This window comes from Stenotrophomonas sp. NA06056, from assembly GCF_013364355.1.
GTDB lineage: Bacteria > Pseudomonadota > Gammaproteobacteria > Xanthomonadales > Xanthomonadaceae > Stenotrophomonas.
Genome location: NZ_CP054931.1, coordinates 40,234 through 65,678 on the forward strand (window position 1 = coordinate 40,234; position 25,445 = coordinate 65,678).

The following is a 25,445-nucleotide window of genomic DNA, read 5'->3' on the forward strand; positions in this document are numbered from 1 at the left end:
GGCGTGGTTGTGGACCACGCGTGGGGCGTGGATTTGGCTAGCGGTGTCATTTCAATCCCGCCCAGCCTTGCCCTAAGCCTACCAAACTGTTGGAAGCATTGTCCTGCAAGCGTCTTGGAGACATTTCAGATCTGTTGCGGTGCAAGATGCCGGATCGGGAACGTGCTGTTAACGTCCGGCCTGACCAGCGGTGTCATCACGCTGAAACAGCCGCGATACCAGACCTTTGGGAGAGGGGAAAGGCATGCATTCTCGGAACCATGAAAAAAAGACACCGGTTACCTTGCTCGCGTTGGCCGTAGCATTGGCCCTGGCAGGCAACGCCGGCGCGCAGCAGCAGAGCGCCAACCCGAACGCCACCGACCTGGACACGGTCACCGTCACCGGCTACCGCGCCAGCGTGGAGAAGGCGCTGGACATCAAGCGTGGCGAAGCCGGCGTGGTCGATGCCATCGTCGCCGAGGACATCGGCAAGTTCCCCGACCTGAACCTGGCCGAGTCGCTGCAGCGCATCCCGGGTGTAGTCATCACCCGCGAGGCCGGCGAAGGCCGCAACATCTCGGTGCGTGGCCTCGGCCCGGAATTCACCCGCGTGCGCATCAACGGCATGGAAGCGCTGACCACGGTCGGCGCCGGCGACCAGAGCGGCGGCACCAACCGCGGCCGTGGCTTCGACTTCAACGTGTTCGCCTCGGACCTGTTCTCGCAGCTGCTGGTGCGCAAGACCGCCTCGGCCGATGTAGAGGAAGGCTCGCTGGGCGCCACTGTCGATCTGCGCACCGCGCGTCCGTTCGACTACGACGGCTTCACCTTCGCCGCCAGCGGCCAGGCCAGCTACAACGCGATGGCCGAGAAGGCCGACCCGCGCATCGCCGCGCTGGTCTCCAACACCTTCGCCGAAGGCACCTTCGGCGCACTGCTGTCGGTGGCCTATTCCGAGCGCCAGGCGCTGGAAGAAGGTTCCAACACCGGCCGCTGGGCCAATGGCCCGAGCAACGGCAACTTCGCCGCGCCCTCGCCGTTTGCCGCCGCGCGTGGCGCCAACGTGTTCCATCCGCGCTTCCCGCGCTATGTGCAGATGGAACACGAACAGAAGCGGCTCGGCGTGACCGGTTCGCTGCAGTGGAAGCCGAACGACGCCACCGAAATCTCGCTGGATGCGCTGTACTCGAAGATCGATGCGACGCGCGACGAGCACTACATCGAAGCGATCTCCTTCAGCCGCGGCGCCAATGCGAGCGCACGCCTGTCGGGCAAGCCGACCACCATCGTCAGGAACGGCGAGATCCGCGACAACGCACTGCTCTACGGCGAATTCGACAACGTCGACATCCGCACCGAGAACCGCCACGACGAGTGGAGCACCGAGTTCAAGCAGATCGCGCTGAACGGCCAGCACCGCTTCGGCGATGACTTCACCCTGTCCGGCAAGCTCGGCATCTCGCGCTCCAAGCATGAGAACCCGGTGCAGACCACGGTCATCATGGACAAGTACGACGTCAAGGGTTACAGCTACGACTACCGCGGCGACAGCCGCGCGCCGGTGCTCAACTACGGCATCGACCCGACCAATCCCAACGGCTGGGAACTGGCCGAGATCCGCCTGCGCCCGCAGTACGTGGACAACGACTTCGACACCGGCCAGATCGACTTCAACTGGAACATCAGCCCCGGTTTCCGCCTGAAGGGCGGCGTGCTGGCCAAGGACTACACGTTCAAGACCGTCGAACTGCGCCGCGCCAGCGAGCTGGCCGTGCCCAACTTCGCCGGCGGCAGCAAGATCGTGCCGGCGGACCTGACCGAGCAGGCCGGGCTGAAGGGCATCAGCGGCAGTCCGTCGAACTGGGTCGTGCCGGACCTGGACGCGATCGCCGAACAGCTGGACATCTACAGCAACAGCGGTACCTTCGCCGTCGCCCCGCGCGCCAACAATGTGCGCAGCGTCGAAGAGAAGGACCGCGGCGGGTACCTGATGGGCGAGTTCTCCACCGAACTGGGCTCGCTGCCGCTGTCGGGCAACTTCGGCGTACGCTATGTGCGCACCAAGCAGTCGTCCACCGGCCAGTCGACGCTGGCCAACGGCACCGTCGAAACCACGGTCAGCCGCACCTACGACGACACCCTGCCCTCGTTCAACCTGGTGGCTGAAGTCACTCCGGACTTCCTGATCCGGCTGGGTGCGGCCAAAGTGATGAGCCGTCCGGGGCTGGGCAGCCTGACGCCTGGCGCGACGGTGGCGGTGGCCGGTGGCGCACGGACCATCTCGAGTGGCAACCCGGTGCTGGATCCGATCCGCGCAACCAATGTCGACCTCGGTTTCGAGTGGTACTTCGCCGAAGGCGCAATGGCGGGCATCGGTCTGTTCTACAAGGACATCGAGAGCTTCGTACAGACCACCCGCGAAGTGCGTCCGTACAGTGACAGCGGCCTGCCGGCCTCGCTGCTGGCCGGTACCGGCGCCTCGGCCAGCGATGACTTCACCTACAGCAGGCCGGTCAACACGCCGGGCGGTGAACTGCATGGCGTGGAAGCCAACTACACCCAGCCCTTCACTTTCCTGCCGGGCAAGTGGGCCAATCTGGGCGTGCAGTTGAACTACACCTGGGTGGAATCGAAGATCCAGTACATCAACTCGGCTGGGCAGCCGGTGATGAAGACCGACCTGACCGGCCTGTCGAAGTCGTCGTGGAATGCCACGCTCTTCTACGAAGGCGAGAAGTTCGCCGGGCGCATCTCGGCTACCAACCGCGATGACTACCTGACCCAGGCACCGGGCCAGGAGACCGGCTTCAACCTCGACGGTTACCACGGCATGACCGGGACCACGGTGTTCGATGCGTCCATCCGCTACAAGATCAGCGACCAGCTGGAACTGAGCCTGGAAGGCATCAACCTGACCAACGAGGCGTCCGACGAGTGGGTGTACTCGCCGCTGACCGGTCGCCTGCCGCTGCAGTACACCGAGACCGGCCGCCAGTACCTGCTGGGGCTGCGCTACAAGTTCTGAGCAACGCCGGCGACGTGCCACCCGGCATGCCGTCGTTCGCCACGACCGCTGCTGCGCCGCAAGGTGCCGTCGCGGCGTGGCCTTGCTACGGTCCGGCGGCCCTCGCCGGCCGTCGCCCGTTGAAAGGAAACGCCTGATGCCGCACCGCTCGACCCTGTCCCGCTGCCTGTTGCTGGTGGTGGCCCTGGTTGCTGGCCCCGCGATGGCCGCCACCGATGCACCCACGCTGCTGTTCCATGTCGATGCCGGCAAAGGCCTCGAGGCCGTGGTGGCGCAGGGTGAGGCGGTGCCGAACTTCCGCGACAAGGTCGACATCGTCGACGACGGAGCGCGCGGCAAGGCGATCCAGTGGCAGGACGACGGCGTGCTGGCCTGGGATGCACCCGGCAACATCCTCGCCCAGCGCGGCACCCTCGCCTTCGACTGGCGCGCGCGCTACGCGGTGGGCGAAGCACCGTTCGTGATTTTCCGCGTCGGCTATGCCGACCACAGCAGCTGGGACATGGCGTGGTTGCGCATCGACTGGAACGGGCACGGCTTCGATGCCTTCGTCACCGACGCCAACCTTGCCCGCACGCGCGTGTCGTTCCGCATGGACACGCCGCCACGCGCGGACCAGTGGCTGCACCTGGCCTTCGCCTGGGATGAAGACCAGGGCGTGCGCCTGTTCGTAGACGGCCGCGAGGTGGCGCGCGCTCAGGCGACCGGTGACTACGATGCAGCGTTGGACCAGCTCGGCCTGGCCGGACGGGTGATGGCGCCCTACCAGGTGCAGAGTCGCTACAACTTCCTGCGCGGCAGCGATTTCCAGCACATCCGCGTGTATGACCGCATGCTCGATGCCGCGGCCGTCAGCGCGCTCGCACGTGGCAAGGCCGTCACCAGCGCCGTTGCCAGCGCCAGCGATGACCGCGCCTGGCGCCATCGCTTTGGTTGGGACGGCGCAGCGCCACCGGCGTTGAGCGCCGCTGGCACGCGCATCCGCAAGATTGAATTCGCTGATACCCGTGACCTCAGAGCGTGGATGTGGAAGGCCACCGACGGCATCGCCGAGACCACCTGGCCCGGTGTCTACAATCGCTCGCGCCTGCCCGGCCGCAACGACTATTTCCAGTTGCCGGACTGGAACACCTACGTGGAAAGCGGCCAGCACCTGGACCTGACCGTGCCGGCCGGCGAGACCGTCAACCGCGTGGAGATCCGTGGCGCGGCGTTCGGCACGCTGGCCCATGGTCGCGATGCCGCGCACGCCACGCAGGTGCTGGCAACGCGTCCCCAAGGCGTGGTGCGCAGCGTCGATGACATTCCCGCGCAGAGCGGGGGCGTGCTGCGTTTCAGCAACGTTGAACAGGAAACGCCGATCCAGGAAATCTGGGCCTACAACGTGAGCGAGGGCGCCGAGCCCGATGGCACGGTCAAGCAAGCCTATGTCATCGATACCCAGGCGCTGCCGGACTACACCAACCTGGACACGCTGCGCCGCTACATCGACGGCCGCTACCCGCTGGCCGAACGCAGCACGGTGATGGCGCTGCCGAAGGGCGCAGGCTCGCGGCGTCGCAGCGCCGACACGCTGCCGGCCCAGCCGAAACCGATCGTGCACGTGCTGATTCCTTCCGGCGTGGGCGATGCGCCGGCCAACCAGCCGTTGATCCGCAGCTGGGCCTACAGCTGGGAAAACATGCATGACGGCCTGGATGGCGTGGCCATCGACATCCCCGCGCTGGACCTGCCGGCCACGCACGATGGGCTGATCCCGCTGAACATCCGCATCAAGGATCCGATCTGGCCGGCGCGCGACATGATCGATGTTTCCGTCTCGGTACAGCGCGGGCAGAAGCGCACGTTGTGGCTGGACCTGCGCGACCGCATCCTCACGCCCGACAGCCTGTGGTTGAGCATCGCCTCGGCCGCGCCCGGCTTCGACGCCAAGGCACTGGACGGTGCGCAGGTGCGTCTGGTGTTCAAGCCACGCGCCGATGCGATCAAGGAGCATGTGGCCGACCGCTTCAACCAGGTGCGCGACAACTGGGGCTTCCTGGTGGAGGAACACACCACCTCCAAGCGCCAGCGCCTGTACGCGCGCGTATACGCGGACCTGAGCGATCTGCTGCGGGTCGATCCGGACCACGAACTGGGCCGGTTGTACTGGAACTACATCAGCTACAACAGCCAGGGTCGACCGCCGTATACCGCGCCAGACGTGCCCAAAGGTGTGCCGGCGTGGGCGTTCCACCAGGTGCAGGATCTGGCCCAGGTACGGCAGTTCGTCGACTGGTGGATCGATCAGCGGCAGGTGGCCTACGGCGATTTCGGTGGCGGCATCTCCGACGATTCCGACCTGACCCAGCAATGGCCGGGGCTGGCCCTGATGGGTGTGCAGCCGGACCGCCTGAACGCCTCGCTGACGGCGTTGTCCGATGCGGTGTACCGCAATGGCATGTTCAGCAATGGCCTCAGCACCATCGAGACCGATGAGCTGCACGCCTACGAGGAAGGCATCAACACCAACAGCGCGATGCTGTACCTCAACTGGGGCGATCCGCTGACCCTGGAACGATTGATGGAAACGGTGAAGGCGTTCGACGAACGCATCATCCTGCGCAATCCACACGGCCATCTGCTGTTCTCCAGCAACTGGTTCGGTGGCAACAAGGTCTACCGCGAGCCGAACTGGCAGTGGCAGAAGCCGTACTCGTTCCCGGTGCTGCACCCGGCGTTCCTGCTGGGCCAGTACAACGCCGACCCGACCGGCCGGAAGCTGGTGATCGGCCTGGCCGATGGCTATCTGGCCCACGCCGGTACCGACGACAAGGGCCGCTTCATTCTGCCCAACGAGATCAACTGGGCGACGGGTGCGACCCGCGGCGGTGAGCTCAACAACGGCTCCGGCGGTGGCGACACCATGCACACGTTCTGGGCGGCATGGCGCTGGACCGGCGATGCGAAGTACCTGCAGGCGCTGGACTACCGCGTTGCGCGTGGGGGGCCGGGTGCGCTGGCCAACCTCGGCGAGAACTACGTGGAAGCACTGGGACGGCAGCAGGACTGGTACCCGCTGCTGACCGCCGAGGCCGACGCCGGCAAGACCGGCTTCGCCAGCCTGATGGCGTGGCAGGCCAGCGGCGATACGAAGTACATCGACGCGCTGCACGCCGATGGCCTGCAAGCCAAGGTGCAACGTGCGTACATGAACACCGAAGGCCATTGGTGGTCCGACCGGGTGGAAGCGCCCAGCGAGTTCCTGCAGCGTGCGCGGCTGGGTGGCATCGCCTTGAAGCGCAACCAGAGCTGGCCCGGCCACACGGTCAGCTGGTGCTTCGACCGCGACGGTGCCGCCGAGCAGGTTGCCCTGCTGGTGCACGCGCCCTCGCGCGAACGCTTCACCGTGACCAGCCATAACCTGGGCACGCGCACCATTGCGGCCGACATGACCGGCTGGAACGTGGCCAGTGGCACCTGGCGCATGCGCAGCGGTGTGGACGCCGATGGTGATGGCCGCATCGACGGCACCGCCGCCGAGCGCACCGTGCAGCTGGAAACCAGCGCCTCGGTGCCGATGCAGTTCCGCCCGGGCCGCACCGAGGTGTTCGAGTTCGAGCGCATGTCTGCGGGGACGCCGGTGGAAACACGCCCGGATCTGGGCGTGGGCCGTGGTGATGTGCGGATGGACGGGCGCCAGGTACACGTGACGGTGCACGGCCTTGGGCATGTGGCCAGCGGCGTGGGCGTGGCGGTGCTGGAAGATGCGCGCGGCCGCGAGATCGCACGCACCGAAGTACCGGCGATGGCCGCACCGACCGATCTGCTGCCGAAGACGACGGTGGTGTCGTTGCCGTTGCCGGCGGGCGATCACAGTGGCCTGCGCGTGCGCGTGGCGCTGGCCGATGGCGGCGAGGAAGTGACCCGGTTGAACAACGTGGCCGACGTGCCGCGTTGATGGGAAGCGGCGCCGCCGGGCATGGCCCGGCGCTACCTGGGGCCTGACGCGGTCAGGCCGCGTCGGTCTCCATCATCTTCACCCGGCGCTGGTACCAGCCATCGTCGAGCGGATCGAACACGGCACTGCGTTCCATCACGCCCTGGTACACATGCACCGACACCGCCACGTCGGTATCGCTGGCGTTGCGCAGCGTGTGGTACTCGTGCGGCGGGATCAGGCTGCCGGCGCTGCCGCGGTGTCCGTACAACGTGTCCTGCGCGGCGAAGCGGTGACGCTCGCCACGTTGTTCCAGCAACGCATATGGGGTCACGATCAGCTCGCCCTGCCAGACACCTTCCACACACCACATCGCATCGTGGTCATGCAGTGGCGTGCCCTGCCCCGGGCCCCAGCACATCGCGATCACGCTGTAGCCCAGGGTAGGGCTGCGGTGCAATTCGCGGCGTGCGTAATGGCCATCCACCGGACGGCGTACACAGGGTGGCAGCTCGATCAGCGGATCGACGATGGCCTCACGCAGCACGCGCTGCAGCGCATCGGTGATCGCCTGCGGATCAACGAGGCAGACGGCGCCGTCGATCCCTGCAATCAAGCGTTCGCGTCCGGCGAACGGCGGTGGCGTGAACATCGCTTCCATGAACCGACTCTAGCCGAGGCGGGTTAACAGAATGTTTGCATCGCGGTGTCATCACTGCGTGCCGCGCTGCACGAACGGCACTTTTGCATACAGCGCACGCTCTCCCGCGCGTGGATCGTCAACCATGCGGCTGCGCCGATCGAACAGCATCGTCTGTCGCTGTGGCAATGAATACGGGGCCCATTGCGACATTCCTGCGTGATTCGGGTCGCCGTTGCGCGCAAATGCAATCAGGGCATCGCTCATCGTCGCCGCCAGCATGTTGGCGTCTTCACCACCACCGGTGCGCGCACCGGGCAGGCCGGCGTTGTCGAACACCAGCGGAATATCCAGCGTGTGGAACGCACGAAGGCGTCCCTCTTCTACCGGTGATGGCCAATCAAGCTGGTAGGCCCAGGTCGGTGCGGCGCCGGTTGTCTGCCGGGCGCGTGCTTCCAGCTCTTCCACCGCACCGCGCCAGGAACGGCCGGCCGTGGTGGCGGCAAAGAACACTTCCGACGGCGTGTAGTGCGGATACAGGCGTCGATATTCTGCGATCACCACCGAAGGTAAAAGATCGACGAACTGCTGCTTCTCCAGTTGCGCTGGCAGGCTCCCCCAGGTCAGCGTGAAGTTGGCCGGGTCGTTGCCAAGAAACGCGCGCGTCTCATCGCGGGTGTTGCCGATCACCATCGGAATCGACACGGACTGCGCCGGTGCCTGTGGCCAGAACGGATGCACCGGCAGCACCACCTCATCCAGCACCGGGCCGAAGTACAGCGCGCTGCTTTCCACCCGTGAGGGATCGCGTGCATGCGTAGCGGCCAACAGGTCCGCCGCCGGCAGGCGCAGCAACGCCTGCAGGTCGTGCGCGCCCACCGCCTCCATGGCTATGGCCGTGCGTTGCGCCGCGGCGCGTGGTCCTGCTGCGGTCACCTGCTGCCCGCTCATCGTCCACGCACGCTGGAACAGGCCTTTGGCTGCAGGCATCGCCATCAGCGTGGCGATCTTGGCGCCGCCACCGGACTGCCCGAACACCGTGATGTTGCCGGCATCGCCGCCGAACGTCGCTGCGTGTTCGCGCACCCAGTGCAACGCCTGCACCAGATCAAGCTGACCGACGTTGCCGGAGGCCGCATAGCGCGGATCGCCCAGCGCGCCCAGGTACAGGTAGCCGAAGGTGTTCAGGCGATGATTGACGGTGACCACCACCACGTCGCCGCGCCGGCAGAGCGCACTGCCGTCGTACAGCGGGTCGCTGCCGGAGCCGTTGTTGAAGCCGCCGCCATGCAGGTACACCAGGATCGGCCGCTTGCCGCCGTCGCCCAGTGCTGGCGTCCAGACGTTGAGGAACAGGCAGTCTTCGCTGCCTGGACCGTCCGCCCCTGTCTGTGGCGCGGATGCGGCGTACTCCAGCGCATCGGCGATGCCACGCCAGCCCGTCTCGCGGCGCGGTGGCTGGAAACGGTAGGCCGCAGTGTCGGCGCCATAGCGCAGGCCACGGAACACGTGAACGCCGTGCTCGCGTTGGCCACGCACGCGGCCGCCGCGCAGGCGTGCCACCACCTGCGTGTCATCACGTGGTCCAGGCATTGCGGCTACAGGAAGTGCCGCGAGCGTGGCCGTGGCCAACGCCCAACGCGCGCTGTCGATCAGGAACCGGCGGCGCTGCAGGTTGGTTTTCCCTGCGTTCAAGGCGCGGCCTCCGTTGCCTGCAGCCAACGTTGTGCCAGCAGCGGCCACGCGGCCAGTGTCGAATCAGGTGGCATGCGCATGCCGAAGCCATGGTCGCCGTGTGCGAACAGATGCAGTTCGTGCTCGACGCCTGCCTTGGCCAGCGCCTGTGCCATCACCTCGCTGTTGTGCACGTTGACCACGCGGTCGTCGTTGGCATGGATCAGCAGCGTCGGCGGCATGCCTGCGCGTACGTGCTGCTGCATCGAATACTGCGCGGCCAGCGCCGCATCGGCCTGCTCGCCCAGCAGACGTCCGCGCGAACCGCTGTGTGCATGCGGGCCCATGTCGATCACCGGATACACCAGCACCGTGCGTGCGGGGCGCGCGCTGAGGCGGTCGATGGCATCGCGCGGCGGATAGACGGTCGTATCGAAGCCGGTCGCCAGCCGCGCGGCGACGTGGCCACCGGCGGAGAACCCCATCACCGACACGCCGTCGGCATCCAGCTTGCGTTTCACCGCCTGGTCGCGCACCACGCGCAGTGCGCGCTGCGCGTCTGCCAGCGCCGCCTGGCGGTCGCGGCCTGCCTGCGGAAGGCGGTAGCGCAGCACGAACAGGGTGTAGCCGGCACGGTCCACCCACTCCGGCACCAGCGCGCTGTCCTCCTTGTCGATCACCACGCGCTGGTAGCCGCCGCCGGGAATCACCAGCAGCGCGCGACCGTTGGCATGGGCCGGCGTGTGTACCAGCAGGTAGGGCGCATCGACCTGGTCGATGAAGCGATCGGGATGGGCAGGATCATGGCTGCGCTCGACCACGCGCGCCGGTCGCGCAGTGCCCGTCTCGCCGGGTACCTGCCCGGCAGGCCACAGCGGTACCTGCTCGCCAGCCAGTTCCATCCCCAGCCGTTCGCCTGCGCGCAGCGGCACATCAACCGCGAATACGGGGACGGCCAGCAGCAGGATGGTCAGCAACAACAGCACACGGGAAAAGCGCATGGCGGACAAGGCTCCGACGGGGTGTGACAGGGTGGCGGAGGTCACCGGAAAGCCCATGTGATGCACTGCGGCTTGCACGATGACACCGGTTTACCATATACACCTCCTGCAGACGCTGTCGATGGGCAGTGCAACAGCGCCAGAGGGAGACCGTTCTTGAGCAACGAACACGGCATTCATGGGCAGACACCGCCGCCGGACGATGCGGCCGCGATCGCCCACGCCTTCACCACCGCGCGCCGCGCCGGCCAGGCCCTGCCCGGCTTCCCGGGCCTTGTGCCGCATGATCTGGTGGCCGCCTACCAGGTGCAGGACCTGGCCATCGCCAGCTGGGATGACCACGTGGTGGGCTGGAAGGTCGGCTACATCGCCGCCGAGCGCCGCGATGCATCCGGCGACGACCGCCTGCTGGGCCCGGTTTTCTCACGTCAGCTGAAAAATGCTACCGGTGGAACAGTGGACATTCCGGTGTTCGTCGGCGGCTTCGGCGCGGTCGAGGCGGAGTACGTGCTGGAGCTGTTGGAGGACGCTCCGGCCGCGCAGCTGCACTGGTCCCCCGAGCAGGCTGAAGCGCTGCCTGCCCGCCTGTACATCGGCGTGGAAGTGGCCAGCAGCCCGCTGGCGACGATCAATGAGCTCGGCCCGCGCGTGGTGGTGTCCGACTTCGGCAACAACAACGGCCTGGTGCTCGGGCCGGAGGTCAGTGACTGGACGGCGCGCGACGAGACCGACCTGCGCGCCGAAACCCTGATCGAGGGCGAAGTGGTCGGCACCGGCGGAGCGACCCGCCTGCCCGGCGGGCTGCGTGCGGCGTATGCGTTCGCGCTGTCCCGTTCGGCGCTGCGCGGCCGGCCGTTGCGGCGGGGCGACCTGATCGCCACCGGTAACGCCACCGGCATCCATGACATCACCGTGGGGCAGACGGCGCTGGTGCGGTTTGCCGGCTTCGGCGAGATTGCCTGCAGGGCCGTGCCGGCCGGGTAACCGCCGCACGCTCCGGTGAACACGCGCGGGAGGGCGCAGATGATCACACGACGACACTTCCTGGCCGGTGGCGCTGCTGCGCTGGCCACCCCGATGCTCGCGGCCTGTGGCCGCGGGCCGGCCGACGCCATCGATGGTGGCCAGCTGCTGACCGCTACCGACGTGCACGTGGCTGACTACCCCACCGTGACGGCGGTGAAGTGGATCGGCGAAACGCTGCAGCGCGAAAGCAACGGTCGCCTGCGCCTGCGGCAATACCATTCCGGCCAACTCGGCCGCGAATCGGAAGCGATCGACATGGCCCGTTTCGGTGCCATCGACATCACCCGCGTGTATGCCGGTGCGCTGAACAACGCATTTCCGCTGACCCAGGCACTGTGCCTGCCGTACGTGTTCGAGTCGGTGGCGCACCAGCGCGCCGCACTCGATGGCGGCATTGCCGAGGCCGTGCTGCGGGGCTTCGAAAGCCGCGACCTGGTGGGCCTGGCGATCTACGATTCCGGCGCGCGCTGCTTCTACAACACCAAGCATCCCATCGTGCAGCCCCGCGATCTGCACGGGTTGAAACTGCGTGTGGCGTCATCGGACATCTTCATCCAGCTGATGCGCCTGCTCGGCGCCAACCCGACGCCGATGTCGCTGGGCGACACGTTCTCCGGCATGGAGACGCACATGATCGACGGCGCCGAGAACAACATGCGCAGCTTCCATTCCAGCCGCCACTTCGAGGCGGCGCACTACTGGTCGCAGAGCGATCACTCGTATGCGCCGGACGTGCTGCTGATGTCGCGTGCCAGCTTCGAGCGCCTGCAGCCGGCCGACCGCCAGCTGCTGCTGGAGACCGCACGCGCATCGGTGAAGGTAATGCGCGCGCAATGGGATGCGTCTGAAGATGCCGCGCGCCGTGCGGTGCTGGCCTCTGGCGTGAAAGCCAACGAGGTGGACCTTCCCGCGTTCCGCGCCGCCGCCCAGCCGCTGCTGCAGCAGTACCTGCGGCAACCCGAGCTGGCCGCGCTGGTCGCTCGCATCCGCGCTGCCGCCTGAGGACACTGTCATGACCGAGACGACGATTTCCGCCGTCGGCCCCGGCCAGCGCCTGCTGGACCGCATCGCCGACATCGCCATCCATTTCGCCGTGGCTGCACTGCTGGGCCTGGTGCTGGTGCAGGGCTGGCAGGTGTTCGCCCGCTATGTGATCAACGATTCGCCCAGCTGGACCGAGCCGGTGACCCTGCTGCTGCTGGCCACGGCGATGAGCCTTGGCGCAGCCTGCGGCGTGCACACCAACCGCCACTTCGGCTTCTTCCTGCTGCACGCCTACATGGGTGCCGGACTACGCCGGGCGGTGGATGTATTCACCCAGCTGGTGGTGGCCGTGCTGGGCGGCTTCATCGCCTTCTGGTCGGCCGACCTGCTGATCGATGGCATGGACATCAAGACCGCCGGCGCCAACCTGCCGCAAAGCATCAACTACCTGCCGCTGGCGGTGGGCGGGGCACTGATGCTGTTGTTCGCGCTTAACCGTGCGTGGAAGGCGCTGCAGGCAACGGCAGCCGATGCCGACGCCGTCGACGCTGAAGGAGATCGTTGATCCATGGGCATCACCATCCTGTTCTCTGTTTTCGCCGCGCTGCTGCTGCTGGGCGTGCCGGTGGCCTACGCATTGGCTGCCGCTGCGCTGGCCACCCTGCTCTACCTGGACATCCCCAGCATCGTGCTGGTCCAGCAGATCTCCGCTGGTACTGGTTCGGCCTCGCTGATCGCCATTCCACTGTTCATCTTCGCTGGCGAAATCATGATGCGCGGCGGCATCTCCGAACGCCTGATCGCCCTCGCGTCATCGCTGGTGGGGCGCATGCGTGGCGGCCTGGGCCAGGTCTCGATCCTGTCCTCGCTGTTCTTCGGCGGCGTGTCCGGCTCGGCCATCGCCGATGTCTCGGCCGTGGGTGGCACGATGATTCCGCAGATGGTCAAGCGTGGCTACGACCGCGATTTCGCGGTGAACGTCAGCATCACCGCCGCGCTGGTGGCGCTGCTGGTGCCGCCCTCGCACAACCTGATCCTGTTCTCGGCGGCTGCCGGTGGTGGCCTGTCGATTGCCGACCTGTTCGCCGCAGGCATCGTGCCGGCGCTGCTGATGACGCTGGCGCTGATGATCACCGGCTACGTGGTCGCGCGTCGTCGTGGCTATGGCGTTGAAGTGTTCCCGGGCTGGCGCGCGGTACTGCTGCGCATCGTCTCCGCCCTGCCCGGCCTGGGCCTGGTGGCACTGATCTTCGTCGGTATCCGCGCCGGCATCTTCACTGCGGTGGAAAGCGCGGCCATCGCCGTTGTCTACGCCCTGCTGGTCACCACCGTGCTGTACCGGCAGCTGCGCTGGCGCGAGTTCTTCGACACCGTCATCCATGCCGCGCGCAGCACCGGCGTGATCCTGTTCGTGATCGCCACCGCCGCCGTGTTCGGCTGGCTGCTGGCCTACCTGCAGGTGCCTGCAGCGGCGGTGGACTTCCTGCAGTCGTTCGCGCACAGCCAGTTCATGGTGCTGCTGATGATCGTGGTGATGCTGTTGCTGCTGGGCACATTCATGGACCTGGCACCGATGATCCTGATCTGCACGCCGATCTTCCTGCCGGTGGCCAAAGCCTATGGCATCGACCCGATCCACTTCGGCCTGGTGCTGGTGCTGACCGGTGGCCTTGGCCTGGTCACCCCACCGGTGGGCTCGGTGCTGTTCATCGGCACCGCCATTGGCAAGATCAGCGTCGGCCAGAGCATGCGCACGATCTGGCCGTTCTGGTTCGCCGCGCTGGGGGTGCTGCTGGTCGTGACTTTCTTCCCGTCGCTGTCGCTGTGGCTGCCCGCCGCACTGCGCGCCGGATGAGCGGAGGCGCTCCCATGACATCGATCCTGCACCGCGCCGCTGCAGCCGCCCTGCTCGGCCTGCTGCTGGCCGCGCTGCCCGCAGTGGCTGCCGATCCCGCGCCCGCGCAGTGGACGCGCGGCATCGAGCAGCAGCGTCAGGCTGACCTGGGCAATGGCACCTTCCTCAACCCGGTGCTGGCCGGCGACAGGCCTGATCCGTCGGTGCTGAAGGACGGCGACGACTACTATCTCACCCTGTCGTCGTTCGACGCCTACCCCGGCCTGCCGATCTGGCACTCGCGCGACCTGGTGAACTGGCAGCCGCTCGGTCATGCGATCACGCAGAACGTGGGTGCGATCTGGGCGCCGGACATCGTCAAACACCAGGGCCGCTACTTCATCTACTTCCCGGCGCGCACCGGTGAGCGCCGCAGCAACTTCGTGGTCTGGGCCGATGACATCACGGGCCCGTGGAGCGCGCCGATCGACATCGGCCTGGGCGGCTACATCGACCCCGGCCATGCCGTCGGTGAAGACGGCAAACGCTACCTGTTCCTCAGCGGCGGCGACTATGTGCAGCTGGCCGATGATGGCCTGAGCGTGGTGGGTACGCCGAAGCACGTGTACGACGGCTGGCGTTACCCGGAAAGCTGGGACGTGGAGGCCTACGCGCAGGAAGGGCCGAAGATCCACTTCCGCGACGGCTGGTACTACATGACCACCGCCGTGGGCGGCACCGCCGGCCCGCCGACCGGGCACATGGTGATCACCGCGCGCTCGCGCTCGATCCACGGCCCGTGGGTGAATGCGCCGAACAATCCGATCATGCGCACGCAGTCGGCCGCCGAACCGTGGTGGTCGCGCGGCCACGCCACGGTGATCGAAGGCACCGACGGCCGTTGGTGGATGATGTACCACGGCTACGAGAACGGCTTCTGGACGCTGGGCCGGCAGGCCCTGCTGGAACCGATCGAATGGACCGCCGATGGCTGGTTCGTGGCCAAGGGCGGTGATCTGGGACAGCCGCTGCGCAAGCCATCGGGCAGCGCGCTGACACCGCACGGGATGGCCCTGTCCGATGATTTCAACGGCCGCACGCTCGGCCCGCAGTGGGCATTCTTCAACCCGGCCGTTGATGAATACCGGCGCCTGCGCTTCAGTGGTGATGGCCTGGTGCTGCAGGGCAAGGGCAGCACGCCGCGCGATGCCTCACCGCTGACCACGATTGCTGGCGACCCGGCCTACCAGTTCGAGGTGCAGATGGAGATCGCCCCCGGTGCGGTCGGCGGCGCCCTGCTGTTCTACAGCGACCGCCTGTACGTGGGCGTGGGCAGCAATGGCGAGCAGTTCGTCATGCACCGCTACGGCGAGGAGCGCCCCACCCGGCTGGCGGCCAGCGCCAAGGGCGGCCGGCTCTGGCTGCGGGTGACCAACAACCGCCACATCGTCACCATTCACTCCAGTGTCGACGGCCAGACCTGGCAGAAGTATCCGGTTCAGATGGAAGTGTCCGGTTACCATCACAATGTGGCCGGCAAGTTCCTGGCACTGAAACCGGCCCTGTATGCGGCCGGCGACGGTGCGGTAACCTTCCGCAGCTTCCGCTATCGCGCGCTGGACTGAGCGCGCGCTGGAATCCCCAGGCTTATCGGGTTCACTACATGTCAGTGCGCAACAAGAACGATGCCGCTACGCCGGCATTGGCAAAGGGCAAGGCAGCCACGATCAACGACATCGCGCGACTGTCGGGTGTATCCAAGAAAACGGTTTCAAGGATCATCAACAACTCGCCGCTGGTGCGCAAGGACACGCGCGACAAGGTGGAAGCATTGATGCGCGAGGTCGGTTACACCCCCGACCCGCTGGCCCGTGGCCTGGCCTTCCGCCGCTCGTTCCTGATCGGCATGGTCTACGACAACCCCACCGCGCAGTACATCGTGGACATGCAGTACGGTGCGCTGGATGCGCTGCGTGGCTCCAGCTTCGAACTGGTGGTGCACCCCTGCGACAGTCGCAGTCCGGGTTACATCGACGGCGTGCGCCGCTTCGCCCAGCAGCAGAAGCTGCATGGGGTGATCCTGGTGCCGCGTGCGTCCGAAGACCAGGCACTGGCGGACATGCTGGATGAGATCGGCTGCCGCTTCACCCGCGTGGCGGCGCTGCCGCTGGATGAAACCTCGCAGATGGTGGTCACCCACGACCGCGACGGTGCTGCCGAAGCGGCCGACTATCTGCTTTCGCTGGGCCACCGCGATATTGCCCTGGTGACCGGCCCGAGTGCCTACCGCTCGGCGCACGAACGCACTGCTGGGTTCATCGAGGCGCTGTCGCAGCGTGGCATCGAGCTGCCGAAGGATCGCATCATCGAGGCGGGCTACACCTTCGAATCCGGTGTGGCCGCTGCCGAGAAACTGCTGCTGGGCAAGCGCCGGCCGACCGCCATCTTCACCGGCAACGATGAAATGGCGGCCGGTATCTACAAGGTCGCGCTGCGCGCCGGCATCAACATTCCGCGCCAGTTGTCGATCGTCGGCTACGACGACAGCCCGCTGGCCTCGCGCCTGTGGCCGTCGCTGACTTCGGTGCGCCGGCATACCCGTGACACCGGCCGCACCGCTGCGGCGATGCTGATCCAGCCCGAAGGCCAGCCCGCACTGCAGATCGCCAGCGTGCGCCCGCACCTGATCGTGCGCGATTCCTGCCAACCGCCCGAGGACTGATTCCGAAGGAATCAGTCCTGTAGGTCGGTGGGTCACGACCGTTGGTCGTGACACTTCGCCTGCCCCCCACCCGTCCCACCCCGCCGATGCCGTCTGACCGGTATCGTGCGGCGCAAAATGACACCGGTTTCCTGTCTAGCTAGAATCGACCGTGAACCGTGCCGGGGCCGAACCATCGGCCCGCCCCCTGCTCTGGAGAAGCCATGTACTGCAAGACCCATTACGCCACCCATCCCGATGCCATCAAGGGCGCCAGCAACGACCAGTTGCGCGAGCTGTACCTGCTCGATGGCCTGTTCAACGCCGATGCGGTGACCCTGAAATACACCCACTACGAGCGCTTCGTGCTGGGTGGCGCTGCGCCGGTCACCGGCCCGCTGGCCCTGCCCGCGCAGACCGAACCGGCTTCGGCCGCCGGCCATCCGTTCCTGGAGCGCCGCGAGCTGGGCATCATCAATGTCGGCAGCGGCACCGGTACGGTCACCGTCGATGGCACCGTGTACACGCTGGGGCCGAAGGATGGCCTGTACGCGGCGATGGGCAGCAAGGACGTCGTCTTCGCTTCGCAGGATGCCGCCAACCCGGCGCAGTTCTACCTGGCCTCGACCCCGGCCCATGCGCGTTTTGAAACCAAGCAGCTCTCGATCAAGGACGCGGTGGCACTGGATCGTGGCGCGCTGGAAACCAGCAACGAGCGCACCATCTACCAGTACATCGTGCCGGCTACCTGCCAGTCCTCACAGCTGCTGCTGGGCCTGACCGTGCTCAAGCCGGGCAGCGTGTGGAACACCATGCCGCCGCACCTGCACGACCGCCGCAGCGAGGTCTATTTCTACTTCGACCTGGGCGACAGCGACCGCGTCTACCACTTCATGGGTGAGCCGGACGCGCAGCGCCACATCGTGATCCAGAACAACGAAGCGGTGGTGTCGCCGCCGTGGTCGATCCACATGGGTGCCGGCACCAGCAACTACGCCTTCATCTGGGCGATGGGTGGCGAGAACCTGGACTACACCGACATGCACGTGCTCGACATCTGCCAGCTCAAGTAAGCACTGGCCACCTGCCCGCAACACGCACGCCTCTACCAAGGAACGCATACGCAATGACCAATCCCTTCAGCCTGGAAGGAAAAGTCGCTCTGGTAACCGGTGGCAATACCGGCCTGGGCCAGGGCATCGCGGTGGCACTGGCTGCCGCCGGCGCCGATGTCGCCGTGGCCGGCATCGCCCCGCCCACTGAAACCATCGCGAAGATCACCGCACTGGGCCGCCGCTGCCTGGCGGTGGAAGCCAACCTGATCAGCATCGAACCGGTCGAGCGTGTGGTGCGCGAAACCCTCGAAGGCCTCGGCAGGCTGGACATCCTGGTCAACAACGCCGGGCTGATCCGCCGCGCCGACGCAGTGGACTTCAGCGAGCAGGACTGGGACGACGTGATGAACGTGAACATCAAGTCGGCCTTCTTCATCTCGCAGGCTGCAGGCCGTCACTTCATCGAACAGGGCAGCGGCAAGATCATCAACATCGCCTCGATGCTGTCGTTCCAGGGGGGCGTGCGCGTGCCGTCGTACACCGCCAGCAAGAGTGGGATCGCCGGCATCACGCGTCTGCTGGCCAACGAATGGGCCGGCAAGGGTGTGAACATCAATGCCATTGCGCCGGGCTACATGGCCACCGACAACACCGCCGCGCTGCGCGCCGATGCAGACCGTAACAAGGCGATCCTCGAGCGGATTCCGGCCGGCCGCTGGGGCAACCCGGAAGACCTGGCCGGTGCGGCGGTGTTCCTGGCCTCGTCGGCGTCGGATTACATCAACGGCGCGGTGCTGCCGGTGGATGGGGGTTGGCTGGCGCGGTAACGCGGCAAGGCAATGAACGGTGGGTGCGGACCTTGGTTCGCACCGCTTTCCCACGGCAGCCGAGCATGGCTCGGCTCTACAAAGGGGCGGCCATGCGGAAGCTGTTGTTGCTGTTGCTGCTGTCATGCACCGCCGCGCACGGGGCGCCGGTGCGGGTGTTCATCGCCGGTGATTCCACCGCTGCCGAGTACGGGCCGGAACGCGCGCCACAGGCGGGCTGGGGCCAGATGCTGCAGAGCTACCTGGACCCGGCGCGCTTCGAAGTGCGCAACCATGCCAAAGGTGGACGCAGCACGCGCAGCTTCATCAACGAAGGGCACCTGGATGCGATTGCTGCTGAAATACGCCGTGGCGATGTGCTGTTGATCCAGTTCGGCCACAACGACGCCAAGTTTGAAGATCCCACGCGCTACACCGATCCGGACAGTGACTATCCACAGCTGCTGATGCGTTACGTGCAGGCCGCGCGTAACAAGGGCGCCACACCGGTGCTGGTCACGCCGGTGGCGCGGTTGCTGTACGACTTCGGCTCACTGCTGGATACCCACGCGCGTTACACGCTGGCGATGCAGCAGCTGGCCGCGCGCGAGCATGTTGCGCTGATCGACCTCAACGACCGCAGCACGCGCTGGATCCGCGCGCTGGGCGAGCAGGGTGCACGCCCGTACTTCCTGTTCGTGCCCGAGCAGAACAAGGCCGACGGCACTCATTTCAGCGTGGCCGGTGCCAATGCGGTGGCCTGCCTGGTGCTGCGCGAGGCGGTGCCGCTGCTGCCGGCGCTGCAACCGGCGCTGGTGCGTGACATCGACTGCGATGTGATGGGCGTAGGGCAGGGCGCCGATGCGCAGCGACCCTCGCAAGTGCTGCATGAAGGCACGGTTGCGCGCATGCAGCCCGGCCCGCATGGCGGCGCCGGGCCGACCACCGCGTATCCGTTCTTCGCCGACGCGACGGACCTGTCGTTCGTGCTGCGCAAGCGCGTGCTGCACAAGGGCGCGGGCATCGGCCTGCATCCGCAGCACAAGGATGAGATCTATTACATCGTGAGCGGGCAGGGCAGCTATGTGCTGGATGGAACGCAGTACGACGTGCGTGCGGGTCATGCGTTGTTGACGCGGGCAGGCAGTGCGCACGTGCTGCAACAGGTGGGCGAGGAGGATCTGGTGGTGCTGCTGGTGTATCCGCGGTGATCGAAACGCAGCCGAGCATGGGCTCGGCTCTACAGATCCGCGCCACCCTTGTAGAGCCGAGCCGATGCTCGGCTTGGTTTTACAGGGGTTCCGGCCCGAAGTGCTTCAGCCCCAACCTCGCCAGGTCTTCCGGGCGCTCGAAATAGGCTTCGTCGAAGGCGTGCAGGGCGGCCTGCTCGTCTTCGCTCATCGCACCGTACAGGTCGGTCAGTTCCTTGATTGCCGGGTCGTCTTCCAGCCGGTCCAGCAGCCCGCGCATGCCCGCCAGGATCGCGTGCGTCTGTGCTGCGCCCATCGCCTGCAATGCGCGCAGCGCCAGTTGGCAGGTGGGATCGCCCCAGTTGCACAGGAACTGCATGAAGCCGCCGTTGTTGATGTCCGCTTCCATCCGCCACAACGCGACCAGTTGCTGGTCTTCGTCGGACAGCGCATCCAACGACCATGCGGCGGCCTTCAAGCGCGCCAGCGCCGCCTCGTAACGGTCATCCCACACCTGGTTGGGGATATCGACCACGCCATCCTCGCGCGGCGCCAGCAGGGCCGGCCAGTTCACGCCCAGGCCATTGGCCGTCGCGACCCACTGCGCACGTTGTTCGGCCGTGGCTTCGAACAGGGCTGGCGCCCAGCGCAGCGGCTGGCGGGTCCGGCGGCCATCGGCCAGGGTCAGCAGGATGAAGTCGTCATCGAAGCTGACGTCGATGACACGCAGGGAAGCGAAAACGTTGGTCATGCGGGTCAGGATAGCGGGCCCGCATGTGGGCTCACACGTCGCCGCCGTCCGCCCAGCCTTCACCCGTACCGGCCTGGAACACGCGGTCGTCGGACTGCACGTCACCGGCAGGCAGATGCGCCTGGTCGGCCAGCGTGGCATAGATCGGGGTGAAGTCCGGCGATGTCGCCTGCATCAGCTGTTCGAAGCTGTCGATGACGAAGTAGGTCTTCTGGAAGGTGTCGATGCGGTAGCGCGTGCGCATGATCCGCTGCAGGTCGAAACCGATGCGGTTCGGTGCGGCCGACTCCAGCGAGTACAGCGATTCGCCCTTCGACGAGACGATGCCGGCACCGTAGATGCGCATGCCGTCGGGGGTATCGATCAGGCCGAATTCCACCGTGTACCAGTACAGGCGGGTCAGGTTCTGCAGCGCCTCCGGGCCGATCGCGTGCGCTTTGACGCCACCACGACCGTAGGCCTCCATGTAGTTGGCGAACACCGGGTTCATCAGCAGCGGCACGTGACCGAACAGGTCATGGAACAGGTCAGGTTCGGCGATGTAGTCGATCTGGTCAGGGCGACGGATCCACCAGGTCACCGGAAACCGACGGTTGGCCAGGTGGTCGAAGAAATCCAGTTCCGGCAGCAGCCCTTCAACGCCGACCAGCGTCCAGCCGGTGGCGGCGCCGAGCACCTCGTTGAGCTGGTCGAAGCGCGGGATCATGTGCGCGCTCATGCCCATCTCGTCCTGCGCATCCAGGAATTCCTGGCAGGCGCGGCCGACCAGCAGTTCGCGCTGGCGCTGGTACAGCGTGCTCCAGGTGGCGTGGTCGTCGGCGGTATAGGTGTCCCACGGCTGCTCGACGAGCGCGGTGGTGTACACCGGCACGTAGCCCTTGTCGGTCTGCTGGTGTTCGACGCGGCGGGGCTGGGCGAGGTCCATGGAAGACTCCTTGACGGGATACCCACGATGCTAGGGCAGGGCGCGCGCAACAGGGTTGCAAAAGTTGCGCGGATCAGCCCGCCTGGCGCAATATCATTGCGTACTCACCATGTTGCGGGGCAACAATGGCCGGAGAAGTCCAGTTCGATCGCACGGATATACGTCTGCTGGCTGAAATCCAGCGGGATGGTCGCGCCACCAACGCGGAGCTGGCCACACGGGTGAACCTGTCGCCGTCGGCCTGCCTGCGCCGCTTGCAGCGGCTGGAAAGCGAAGGCGTGATCGTCGGCTACGGCGCACGCCTGGAGCCGCGCCGGCTGGGGCTGGGGCTGCAGGCCTTCGTGCGTGTACAGCTGGAAAAACATGACCAGGCGGCGATCGGGCACTTTGTCGACAGCGTGCAGGCCTGGGATGAAGTGGTGGCCTGCCACGCCCTGACCGGTGACATGGACTACCTGTTGCATGTCTACGTGCGCGACCTGGAACATTTTTCGCGCTTCCTGCTGGACAAGCTGCTCAATGCCGGTGGCGTCGCCGACGCCAACTCCAGCTTCGTGCTGCGCACGGTCAAGGGATTCCAAGCGCTGCCGCTGTCGCAGCTGGAATGAACCGGCGGCCGCGTGATTTGACGGCGGCGGACGGGTAGCCGAGCATCGCTGCCTTGCGGCGCGTGCACGCGCAGGTGCCGCCGTGTTCTTCTTCGATTGCAGGCATGTCCGATACTCCACACCCGGTGCTTCACACCCTTTTCCTGCCGCTGCAGCGCAAGGCGCTTGCGCGTTTCATCGGCCATGGCACGGCACCGCAGACGGCCCTGGAACAGGCCGGCCTGATGGCCGCACTGCTGTGCCGCCAGCGCCTGCATTCGCCGGCGCAGGTCGAACGCCTGCTGCACGATGCCTGTGCGCTGTTCGCCGCCGACAGCAGCGCTGCGGTCACGCACCTCGCGGGGCAGGGCGGCGGCGCGCAACCGGAACTGGATGCCTGGTTGTCCGACCTTGCTGCAAACGGCGTGCTGCTGGCACCGGCGGAGATCGCCCAGGCCTTCCTCGCCAGCTCACCGCAGCACTACCCGGGATTGGCGCTGCAGCAGGCCTGCCAGGAGACCCTGAGCGAGCATTCCATTCGTTTTCCGGCGGCCTTTGGCAGCGAAGAGGACGACGCCGATGACACTGCCGAGGCTGCGCACGCCGATACGCACGCGGTCGAGCGCAACGGCCTGTACACCTCCGAACAGGCACGCGTGCTGCGCACGATCGCCGCCAATCCGGACGAGCTGATCGACCTCGACGGCTACGCCGGTACCGGCAAGGGACACCTGGTGCTGGCGCTGATGGATGCACGGCCGGGCCGCTATACCTACGTGGCACCCATGCGAGGGCAGGTGGAGGCGTTCCGTGCCCGCGTACGTGGCGAGACCGCCAAGCGGCTGCTGACCCAGATCGAGTTTGCCAACCTGCTTGCGCAGCACGCAGCCCGCAATGGCAGGACCGCCGGCTTCGTGGCGACCTACCGTATCAGTACCTTGTCGGCGCGCGAAATCGCGGCCCGCATCGGCCTGCAGGGTGTCGGCAGCAGAACGCCGGAACAGATGCTGAGGACCGCACTCGATGCCATCACCCTATGGTGTGCGTCGTCGGCCACCAGCCTGCAGCCCTGGCACTTCAAGCGCACGGTGCATTGGTCGATGATCAATGCCGAGCCCTACATTGCCGCTGCCGAGCATGTCTGGCGCTGCATGTTCGACAGTGCCACCCAGCGCGGCGGCTGCCTGAGCCTGACCACGGGCCACATTGGCAAGTGGTTGGCGCTGCGTGGCGTTGCCCCGCCAGTGGAAATGGGCATGCTGCTGATCGATGAAGCGCATGACCTCAGCCCGTCATGGCGGCAGCTGCTGGCCGCGCATGCGCCGGGCGTGGTCAGTCTGGGAGATCCGCACCAGCGCCTGAGCGGAAGCGTGCCACGCTGGAACGCGGCCAAGGTGGTGGAGATGCACCAGTCGGTGCGGCAGGGCAGCCAGGTCGATGGCCTGGTCAACCAGGCACTGGCGATGGACTACCTCGGGCGCGACAGCGGGCCGTTCATGGGTGCGACCGACCGCGCAACCGGCGTGCTGCACTATGCAGACTGGTCGCAGGTGCCCGACGGCGGCATCCGCATCTACGGTGACCTGCTGCGGTTGATGCAGGATGCGGCGCGGCTGCACGTACGTGGCGCGCGGCTGCACATCCATTCGTCCACGTATCGACTTCTGGACGCGGCCCTGCGCAAGCCGATCGAGGCGTGGAACAAGGTCCGCGAAGGCGGCTCCGTGCGCGATTGGGAACGCGTGGTCGAACAGTTTCAGGAGCGTGGAGAAGGCGCGCTGGCTGACCTGTTCAGTCGCAGCGACAGCCCGCAGACGATCATGCAGACGTTGCAGGCCCTGGTCCCCGCCGAGGAGAGCCAGCTGGTGCTGTGCCTGGCCGAACATGCGAAGAACCTGCAGTTTGAAGTGGTTTCGATGTCCGACTGCTGCTTCAGGGCGAAGCCGGCCGAGCGCTCGAAGCACAGTCCGGTGCGCGCCGCCTATGTCGCGATGACCCGCGCCAGTCGGCAGCTGTGGGTACCCGAAGGGGCGATGGAACACCTGCAGGCGAGCGCTGCCCAGCATGAATCGGCCAAGCAGGAACAGCAGCTCGAGCGCCAGCACGCCGCCGGCCATCGCCCACGGCGTTGACCATGGCGCCGCTCAGCGGCGGCGCCATGCAGCCCTCAGCACTTTTCCTTGCGGCCCATCAGCTTGCCCAGGCGCGAGGGTTCGTCGCACTTCGGCGCAGCCACCGGTGCCGGTGCCAATGCGGCGGCGCGGGCCTTCTGCATCTGTTGGATCTTGGCGCGGATCTGCGGCATCGCCGCCATCGCCGCCTTCTCGCCTTCCAGGATGGCGGTGCCGCGCTGGCTGAAGTCGGCAGCGCCGATGTCCAGCACCTTCGGTCGGATCACAATGTCCGCGCGTGCCAGTTCCTGCTCGCCCAGGCGCTGGCCCATGATCGAGATCGACTGGTTGACGATGCCGAGCATGCCGGTCGGGGCCTTGCCGCTGGCCTTGCTGGAGATGTCCACGGCGATCACGAATTCGGCACCGAGCTGGCGCGCAGCGTCCACCGGCACCGGGCTGACCACGCCGCCGTCGATGTAGTTGCGGCCACCGATCTTCACCGGCTCGAACACGCCGGGGATGCTGCTGGACGCGCGCACCGCCTGGCCGACGTTGCCGCGCACGAAGATCGAACGTTCGCCGGTTTCCAGCTGGGTGGCGACGGCGGCGAACGGCTTCTTCAGGCGCTCGGCCGGGCGGTTGGCCACCTGTTCGTTGACGTAGTCCTGCAGCTTCTGGCCCTGCACCAGGCCGCCGGAGAACAGGCGTACATCGCGGATGCTGGCTTCATCCAGCGCCACCGCCTTGCTCTGCATCTGGAAGGCATCCATGCCGCTGGCATACAGGGCGCCGACCACGCTGCCGGCACTGGTGCCGGACACCACCACCGGTTCGAAGCCATTGGCCTCGAGCATCTTGATCACGCCGATATGCGCAAAGCCCTTGGCCGCGCCGCCGCCGAGGGCGATGCCGATCTTCACCGGCTTGGCCTGCGGTACCACGGTGGGCTGTGCGGGCGGGGTGGGGCGGACCTCTTCACCACCGCAGCCGGCCAGCAGGCCGAACAGGGCGACGGACAGCAGCACACGGGGGCGGAACAGGCTCATCGGCAGTGCGCTCGCGGCGCCGGATACAGGAAAGGGCGCCAGCATACCGAAGGCGTGGCAGGCCGGGCAGGGTGGCTCTGCTCCCCATTCATGAAATCGCCCGGTAGATGCCAACCTCGGTCGGCGCTTGCGCAATCCAGTGCCGACCAAGGTCGGCATCTACCGATATCCTGCGGTCATGACCG

19 protein-coding genes are annotated in these 25,445 nt (G+C 66.7%); 13 read left to right on the forward strand and 6 right to left on the reverse strand.

Translation table 11 applies throughout. The annotated features are described in order from the left end of the window. The first annotated feature begins 244 nt into the window (after nt 1-244). On the forward strand, nt 245-3,007 hold the full coding sequence (locus tag HUT07_RS00170) for a TonB-dependent receptor (RefSeq protein ID WP_176019193.1): 2,763 nt from the start codon (nt 245-247) through the stop codon (nt 3,005-3,007). A 136-nt stretch (nt 3,008-3,143) separates the two neighbouring features. Continuing rightward, entirely contained in the window at nt 3,144-6,947 is a 3,804-nt protein-coding gene (locus HUT07_RS00175) for a LamG-like jellyroll fold domain-containing protein (RefSeq protein WP_176019194.1), read from the forward strand. Between the two features lie 52 nt (nt 6,948-6,999). Here HUT07_RS00175 and HUT07_RS00180 read toward each other — a convergent pair whose 3' ends face one another. The 3 genes from HUT07_RS00180 to HUT07_RS00190 all read right to left on the reverse strand — a co-directional run bounded on the left by HUT07_RS00180 (nt 7,000) and on the right by HUT07_RS00190 (nt 10,241). Further along, complete coding sequence (locus HUT07_RS00180) at nt 7,000-7,587, reverse strand: cysteine dioxygenase family protein (RefSeq protein WP_176019195.1); 588 nt, start codon at nt 7,585-7,587, stop codon at nt 7,000-7,002. A 51-nt stretch (nt 7,588-7,638) separates the two neighbouring features. Continuing rightward, the gene (locus HUT07_RS00185; protein WP_254898908.1) at nt 7,639-9,159 is read right to left on the reverse strand and encodes a carboxylesterase family protein; all 1,521 of its coding nucleotides are present in this window, start codon (nt 9,157-9,159) and stop codon (nt 7,639-7,641) included. Nucleotides 9,160-9,257: 98 nt separating this feature from the next. After that, nucleotides 9,258-10,241, reverse strand: a complete 984-nt coding sequence (locus tag HUT07_RS00190; protein ID WP_254898785.1) for an alpha/beta hydrolase — start codon at nt 10,239-10,241, stop codon at nt 9,258-9,260. Nucleotides 10,242-10,415: 174 nt separating this feature from the next. Between HUT07_RS00190 and HUT07_RS00195 the strand changes: the two genes are divergently transcribed. The 9 genes from HUT07_RS00195 (at nt 10,416) to HUT07_RS00235 (ending at nt 19,858) form a co-directional block, all read left to right on the forward strand. Next, nucleotides 10,416-11,225 (forward strand): 2-keto-4-pentenoate hydratase, encoded by an 810-nt coding sequence (locus HUT07_RS00195; protein WP_176022445.1) that lies wholly within the window; start codon nt 10,416-10,418, stop codon nt 11,223-11,225. Nucleotides 11,226-11,264: 39 nt separating this feature from the next. Further along, nucleotides 11,265-12,269 (forward strand): TRAP transporter substrate-binding protein, encoded by a 1,005-nt coding sequence (locus tag HUT07_RS00200; RefSeq protein WP_176019197.1) that lies wholly within the window; start codon nt 11,265-11,267, stop codon nt 12,267-12,269. 10 nt (nt 12,270-12,279) lie between these two features. Continuing rightward, nucleotides 12,280-12,816: a TRAP transporter small permease gene (locus HUT07_RS00205; RefSeq protein ID WP_176019198.1), complete on the forward strand. Its 537-nt coding sequence runs from the start codon at nt 12,280-12,282 to the stop codon at nt 12,814-12,816. A 3-nt stretch (nt 12,817-12,819) separates the two neighbouring features. Further along, the gene (locus tag HUT07_RS00210) at nt 12,820-14,106 is read left to right on the forward strand and encodes a TRAP transporter large permease (RefSeq protein WP_176019199.1); all 1,287 of its coding nucleotides are present in this window, start codon (nt 12,820-12,822) and stop codon (nt 14,104-14,106) included. 14 nt (nt 14,107-14,120) lie between these two features. Continuing rightward, nucleotides 14,121-15,710 (forward strand): family 43 glycosylhydrolase, encoded by a 1,590-nt coding sequence (locus tag HUT07_RS00215; RefSeq protein WP_176019200.1) that lies wholly within the window; start codon nt 14,121-14,123, stop codon nt 15,708-15,710. A 38-nt stretch (nt 15,711-15,748) separates the two neighbouring features. Beyond that, nucleotides 15,749-16,807 carry a LacI family DNA-binding transcriptional regulator gene (locus HUT07_RS00220; protein WP_025875485.1) on the forward strand — a complete coding sequence of 353 codons (1,059 nt, stop codon included), beginning with the start codon at nt 15,749-15,751 and terminating at the stop codon, nt 16,805-16,807. A 203-nt stretch (nt 16,808-17,010) separates the two neighbouring features. After that, complete coding sequence (gene kduI, locus HUT07_RS00225) at nt 17,011-17,859, forward strand: 5-dehydro-4-deoxy-D-glucuronate isomerase (RefSeq protein WP_176019201.1); 849 nt, start codon at nt 17,011-17,013, stop codon at nt 17,857-17,859. Between the two features lie 53 nt (nt 17,860-17,912). Then, nucleotides 17,913-18,668, forward strand: a complete 756-nt coding sequence (kduD, locus tag HUT07_RS00230) for a 2-dehydro-3-deoxy-D-gluconate 5-dehydrogenase KduD (RefSeq protein ID WP_176019202.1) — start codon at nt 17,913-17,915, stop codon at nt 18,666-18,668. 92 nt (nt 18,669-18,760) lie between these two features. After that, nucleotides 18,761-19,858: a GDSL-type esterase/lipase family protein gene (locus HUT07_RS00235; protein ID WP_176019203.1), complete on the forward strand. Its 1,098-nt coding sequence runs from the start codon at nt 18,761-18,763 to the stop codon at nt 19,856-19,858. A 79-nt stretch (nt 19,859-19,937) separates the two neighbouring features. Here the strand turns inward: HUT07_RS00235 and HUT07_RS00240 are convergent, their stop codons facing one another. Together HUT07_RS00240 and phhA are read right to left on the reverse strand one after the other, a co-directional pair. After that, nucleotides 19,938-20,588, reverse strand: a complete 651-nt coding sequence (locus HUT07_RS00240; protein WP_176019204.1) for a DUF4375 domain-containing protein — start codon at nt 20,586-20,588, stop codon at nt 19,938-19,940. 31 nt (nt 20,589-20,619) lie between these two features. Beyond that, nucleotides 20,620-21,513 (reverse strand): phenylalanine 4-monooxygenase, encoded by an 894-nt coding sequence (phhA, locus tag HUT07_RS00245; RefSeq protein ID WP_176019205.1) that lies wholly within the window; start codon nt 21,511-21,513, stop codon nt 20,620-20,622. A 125-nt stretch (nt 21,514-21,638) separates the two neighbouring features. On the opposite strand from phhA, the gene HUT07_RS00250 reads away from it, so the two are divergent. Beyond that, the gene (locus tag HUT07_RS00250) at nt 21,639-22,121 is read left to right on the forward strand and encodes an Lrp/AsnC family transcriptional regulator (RefSeq protein WP_176019206.1); all 483 of its coding nucleotides are present in this window, start codon (nt 21,639-21,641) and stop codon (nt 22,119-22,121) included. Between the two features lie 104 nt (nt 22,122-22,225). Beyond that, a complete protein-coding gene (locus HUT07_RS00255; RefSeq protein WP_176019207.1) occupies nt 22,226-24,232 on the forward strand; it encodes a hypothetical protein in 2,007 nt (668 codons plus the stop codon). 35 nt (nt 24,233-24,267) lie between these two features. Here HUT07_RS00255 and HUT07_RS00260 read toward each other — a convergent pair whose 3' ends face one another. Continuing rightward, entirely contained in the window at nt 24,268-25,260 is a 993-nt protein-coding gene (locus HUT07_RS00260) for a patatin-like phospholipase family protein (RefSeq protein ID WP_176019208.1), read from the reverse strand. Nucleotides 25,261-25,445 lie beyond the last annotated feature (185 nt).

Coding starts and splice junctions, on each gene's coding strand:
- HUT07_RS00170 (WP_176019193.1), top strand. CDS start 245: ATGCATTCTCGGAACCATGAAAAAAAGACACCGGTTACCTTGCTCGCG.
- HUT07_RS00175 (WP_176019194.1), top strand. CDS start 3,144: ATGCCGCACCGCTCGACCCTGTCCCGCTGCCTGTTGCTGGTGGTGGCC.
- HUT07_RS00180 (WP_176019195.1), bottom strand. CDS start 7,587: ATGGAAGCGATGTTCACGCCACCGCCGTTCGCCGGACGCGAACGCTTG.
- HUT07_RS00185 (WP_254898908.1), bottom strand. CDS start 9,159: ATGCCTGGACCACGTGATGACACGCAGGTGGTGGCACGCCTGCGCGGC.
- HUT07_RS00190 (WP_254898785.1), bottom strand. CDS start 10,241: ATGCGCTTTTCCCGTGTGCTGTTGTTGCTGACCATCCTGCTGCTGGCC.
- HUT07_RS00200 (WP_176019197.1), top strand. CDS start 11,265: ATGATCACACGACGACACTTCCTGGCCGGTGGCGCTGCTGCGCTGGCC.
- HUT07_RS00205 (WP_176019198.1), top strand. CDS start 12,280: ATGACCGAGACGACGATTTCCGCCGTCGGCCCCGGCCAGCGCCTGCTG.
- HUT07_RS00210 (WP_176019199.1), top strand. CDS start 12,820: ATGGGCATCACCATCCTGTTCTCTGTTTTCGCCGCGCTGCTGCTGCTG.
- HUT07_RS00215 (WP_176019200.1), top strand. CDS start 14,121: ATGACATCGATCCTGCACCGCGCCGCTGCAGCCGCCCTGCTCGGCCTG.
- HUT07_RS00220 (WP_025875485.1), top strand. CDS start 15,749: ATGTCAGTGCGCAACAAGAACGATGCCGCTACGCCGGCATTGGCAAAG.
- kduI (WP_176019201.1), top strand. CDS start 17,011: ATGTACTGCAAGACCCATTACGCCACCCATCCCGATGCCATCAAGGGC.
- kduD (WP_176019202.1), top strand. CDS start 17,913: ATGACCAATCCCTTCAGCCTGGAAGGAAAAGTCGCTCTGGTAACCGGT.
- HUT07_RS00235 (WP_176019203.1), top strand. CDS start 18,761: ATGCGGAAGCTGTTGTTGCTGTTGCTGCTGTCATGCACCGCCGCGCAC.
- HUT07_RS00240 (WP_176019204.1), bottom strand. CDS start 20,588: ATGACCAACGTTTTCGCTTCCCTGCGTGTCATCGACGTCAGCTTCGAT.
- phhA (WP_176019205.1), bottom strand. CDS start 21,513: ATGGACCTCGCCCAGCCCCGCCGCGTCGAACACCAGCAGACCGACAAG.
- HUT07_RS00250 (WP_176019206.1), top strand. CDS start 21,639: ATGGCCGGAGAAGTCCAGTTCGATCGCACGGATATACGTCTGCTGGCT.
- HUT07_RS00255 (WP_176019207.1), top strand. CDS start 22,226: ATGTCCGATACTCCACACCCGGTGCTTCACACCCTTTTCCTGCCGCTG.
- HUT07_RS00260 (WP_176019208.1), bottom strand. CDS start 25,260: ATGAGCCTGTTCCGCCCCCGTGTGCTGCTGTCCGTCGCCCTGTTCGGC.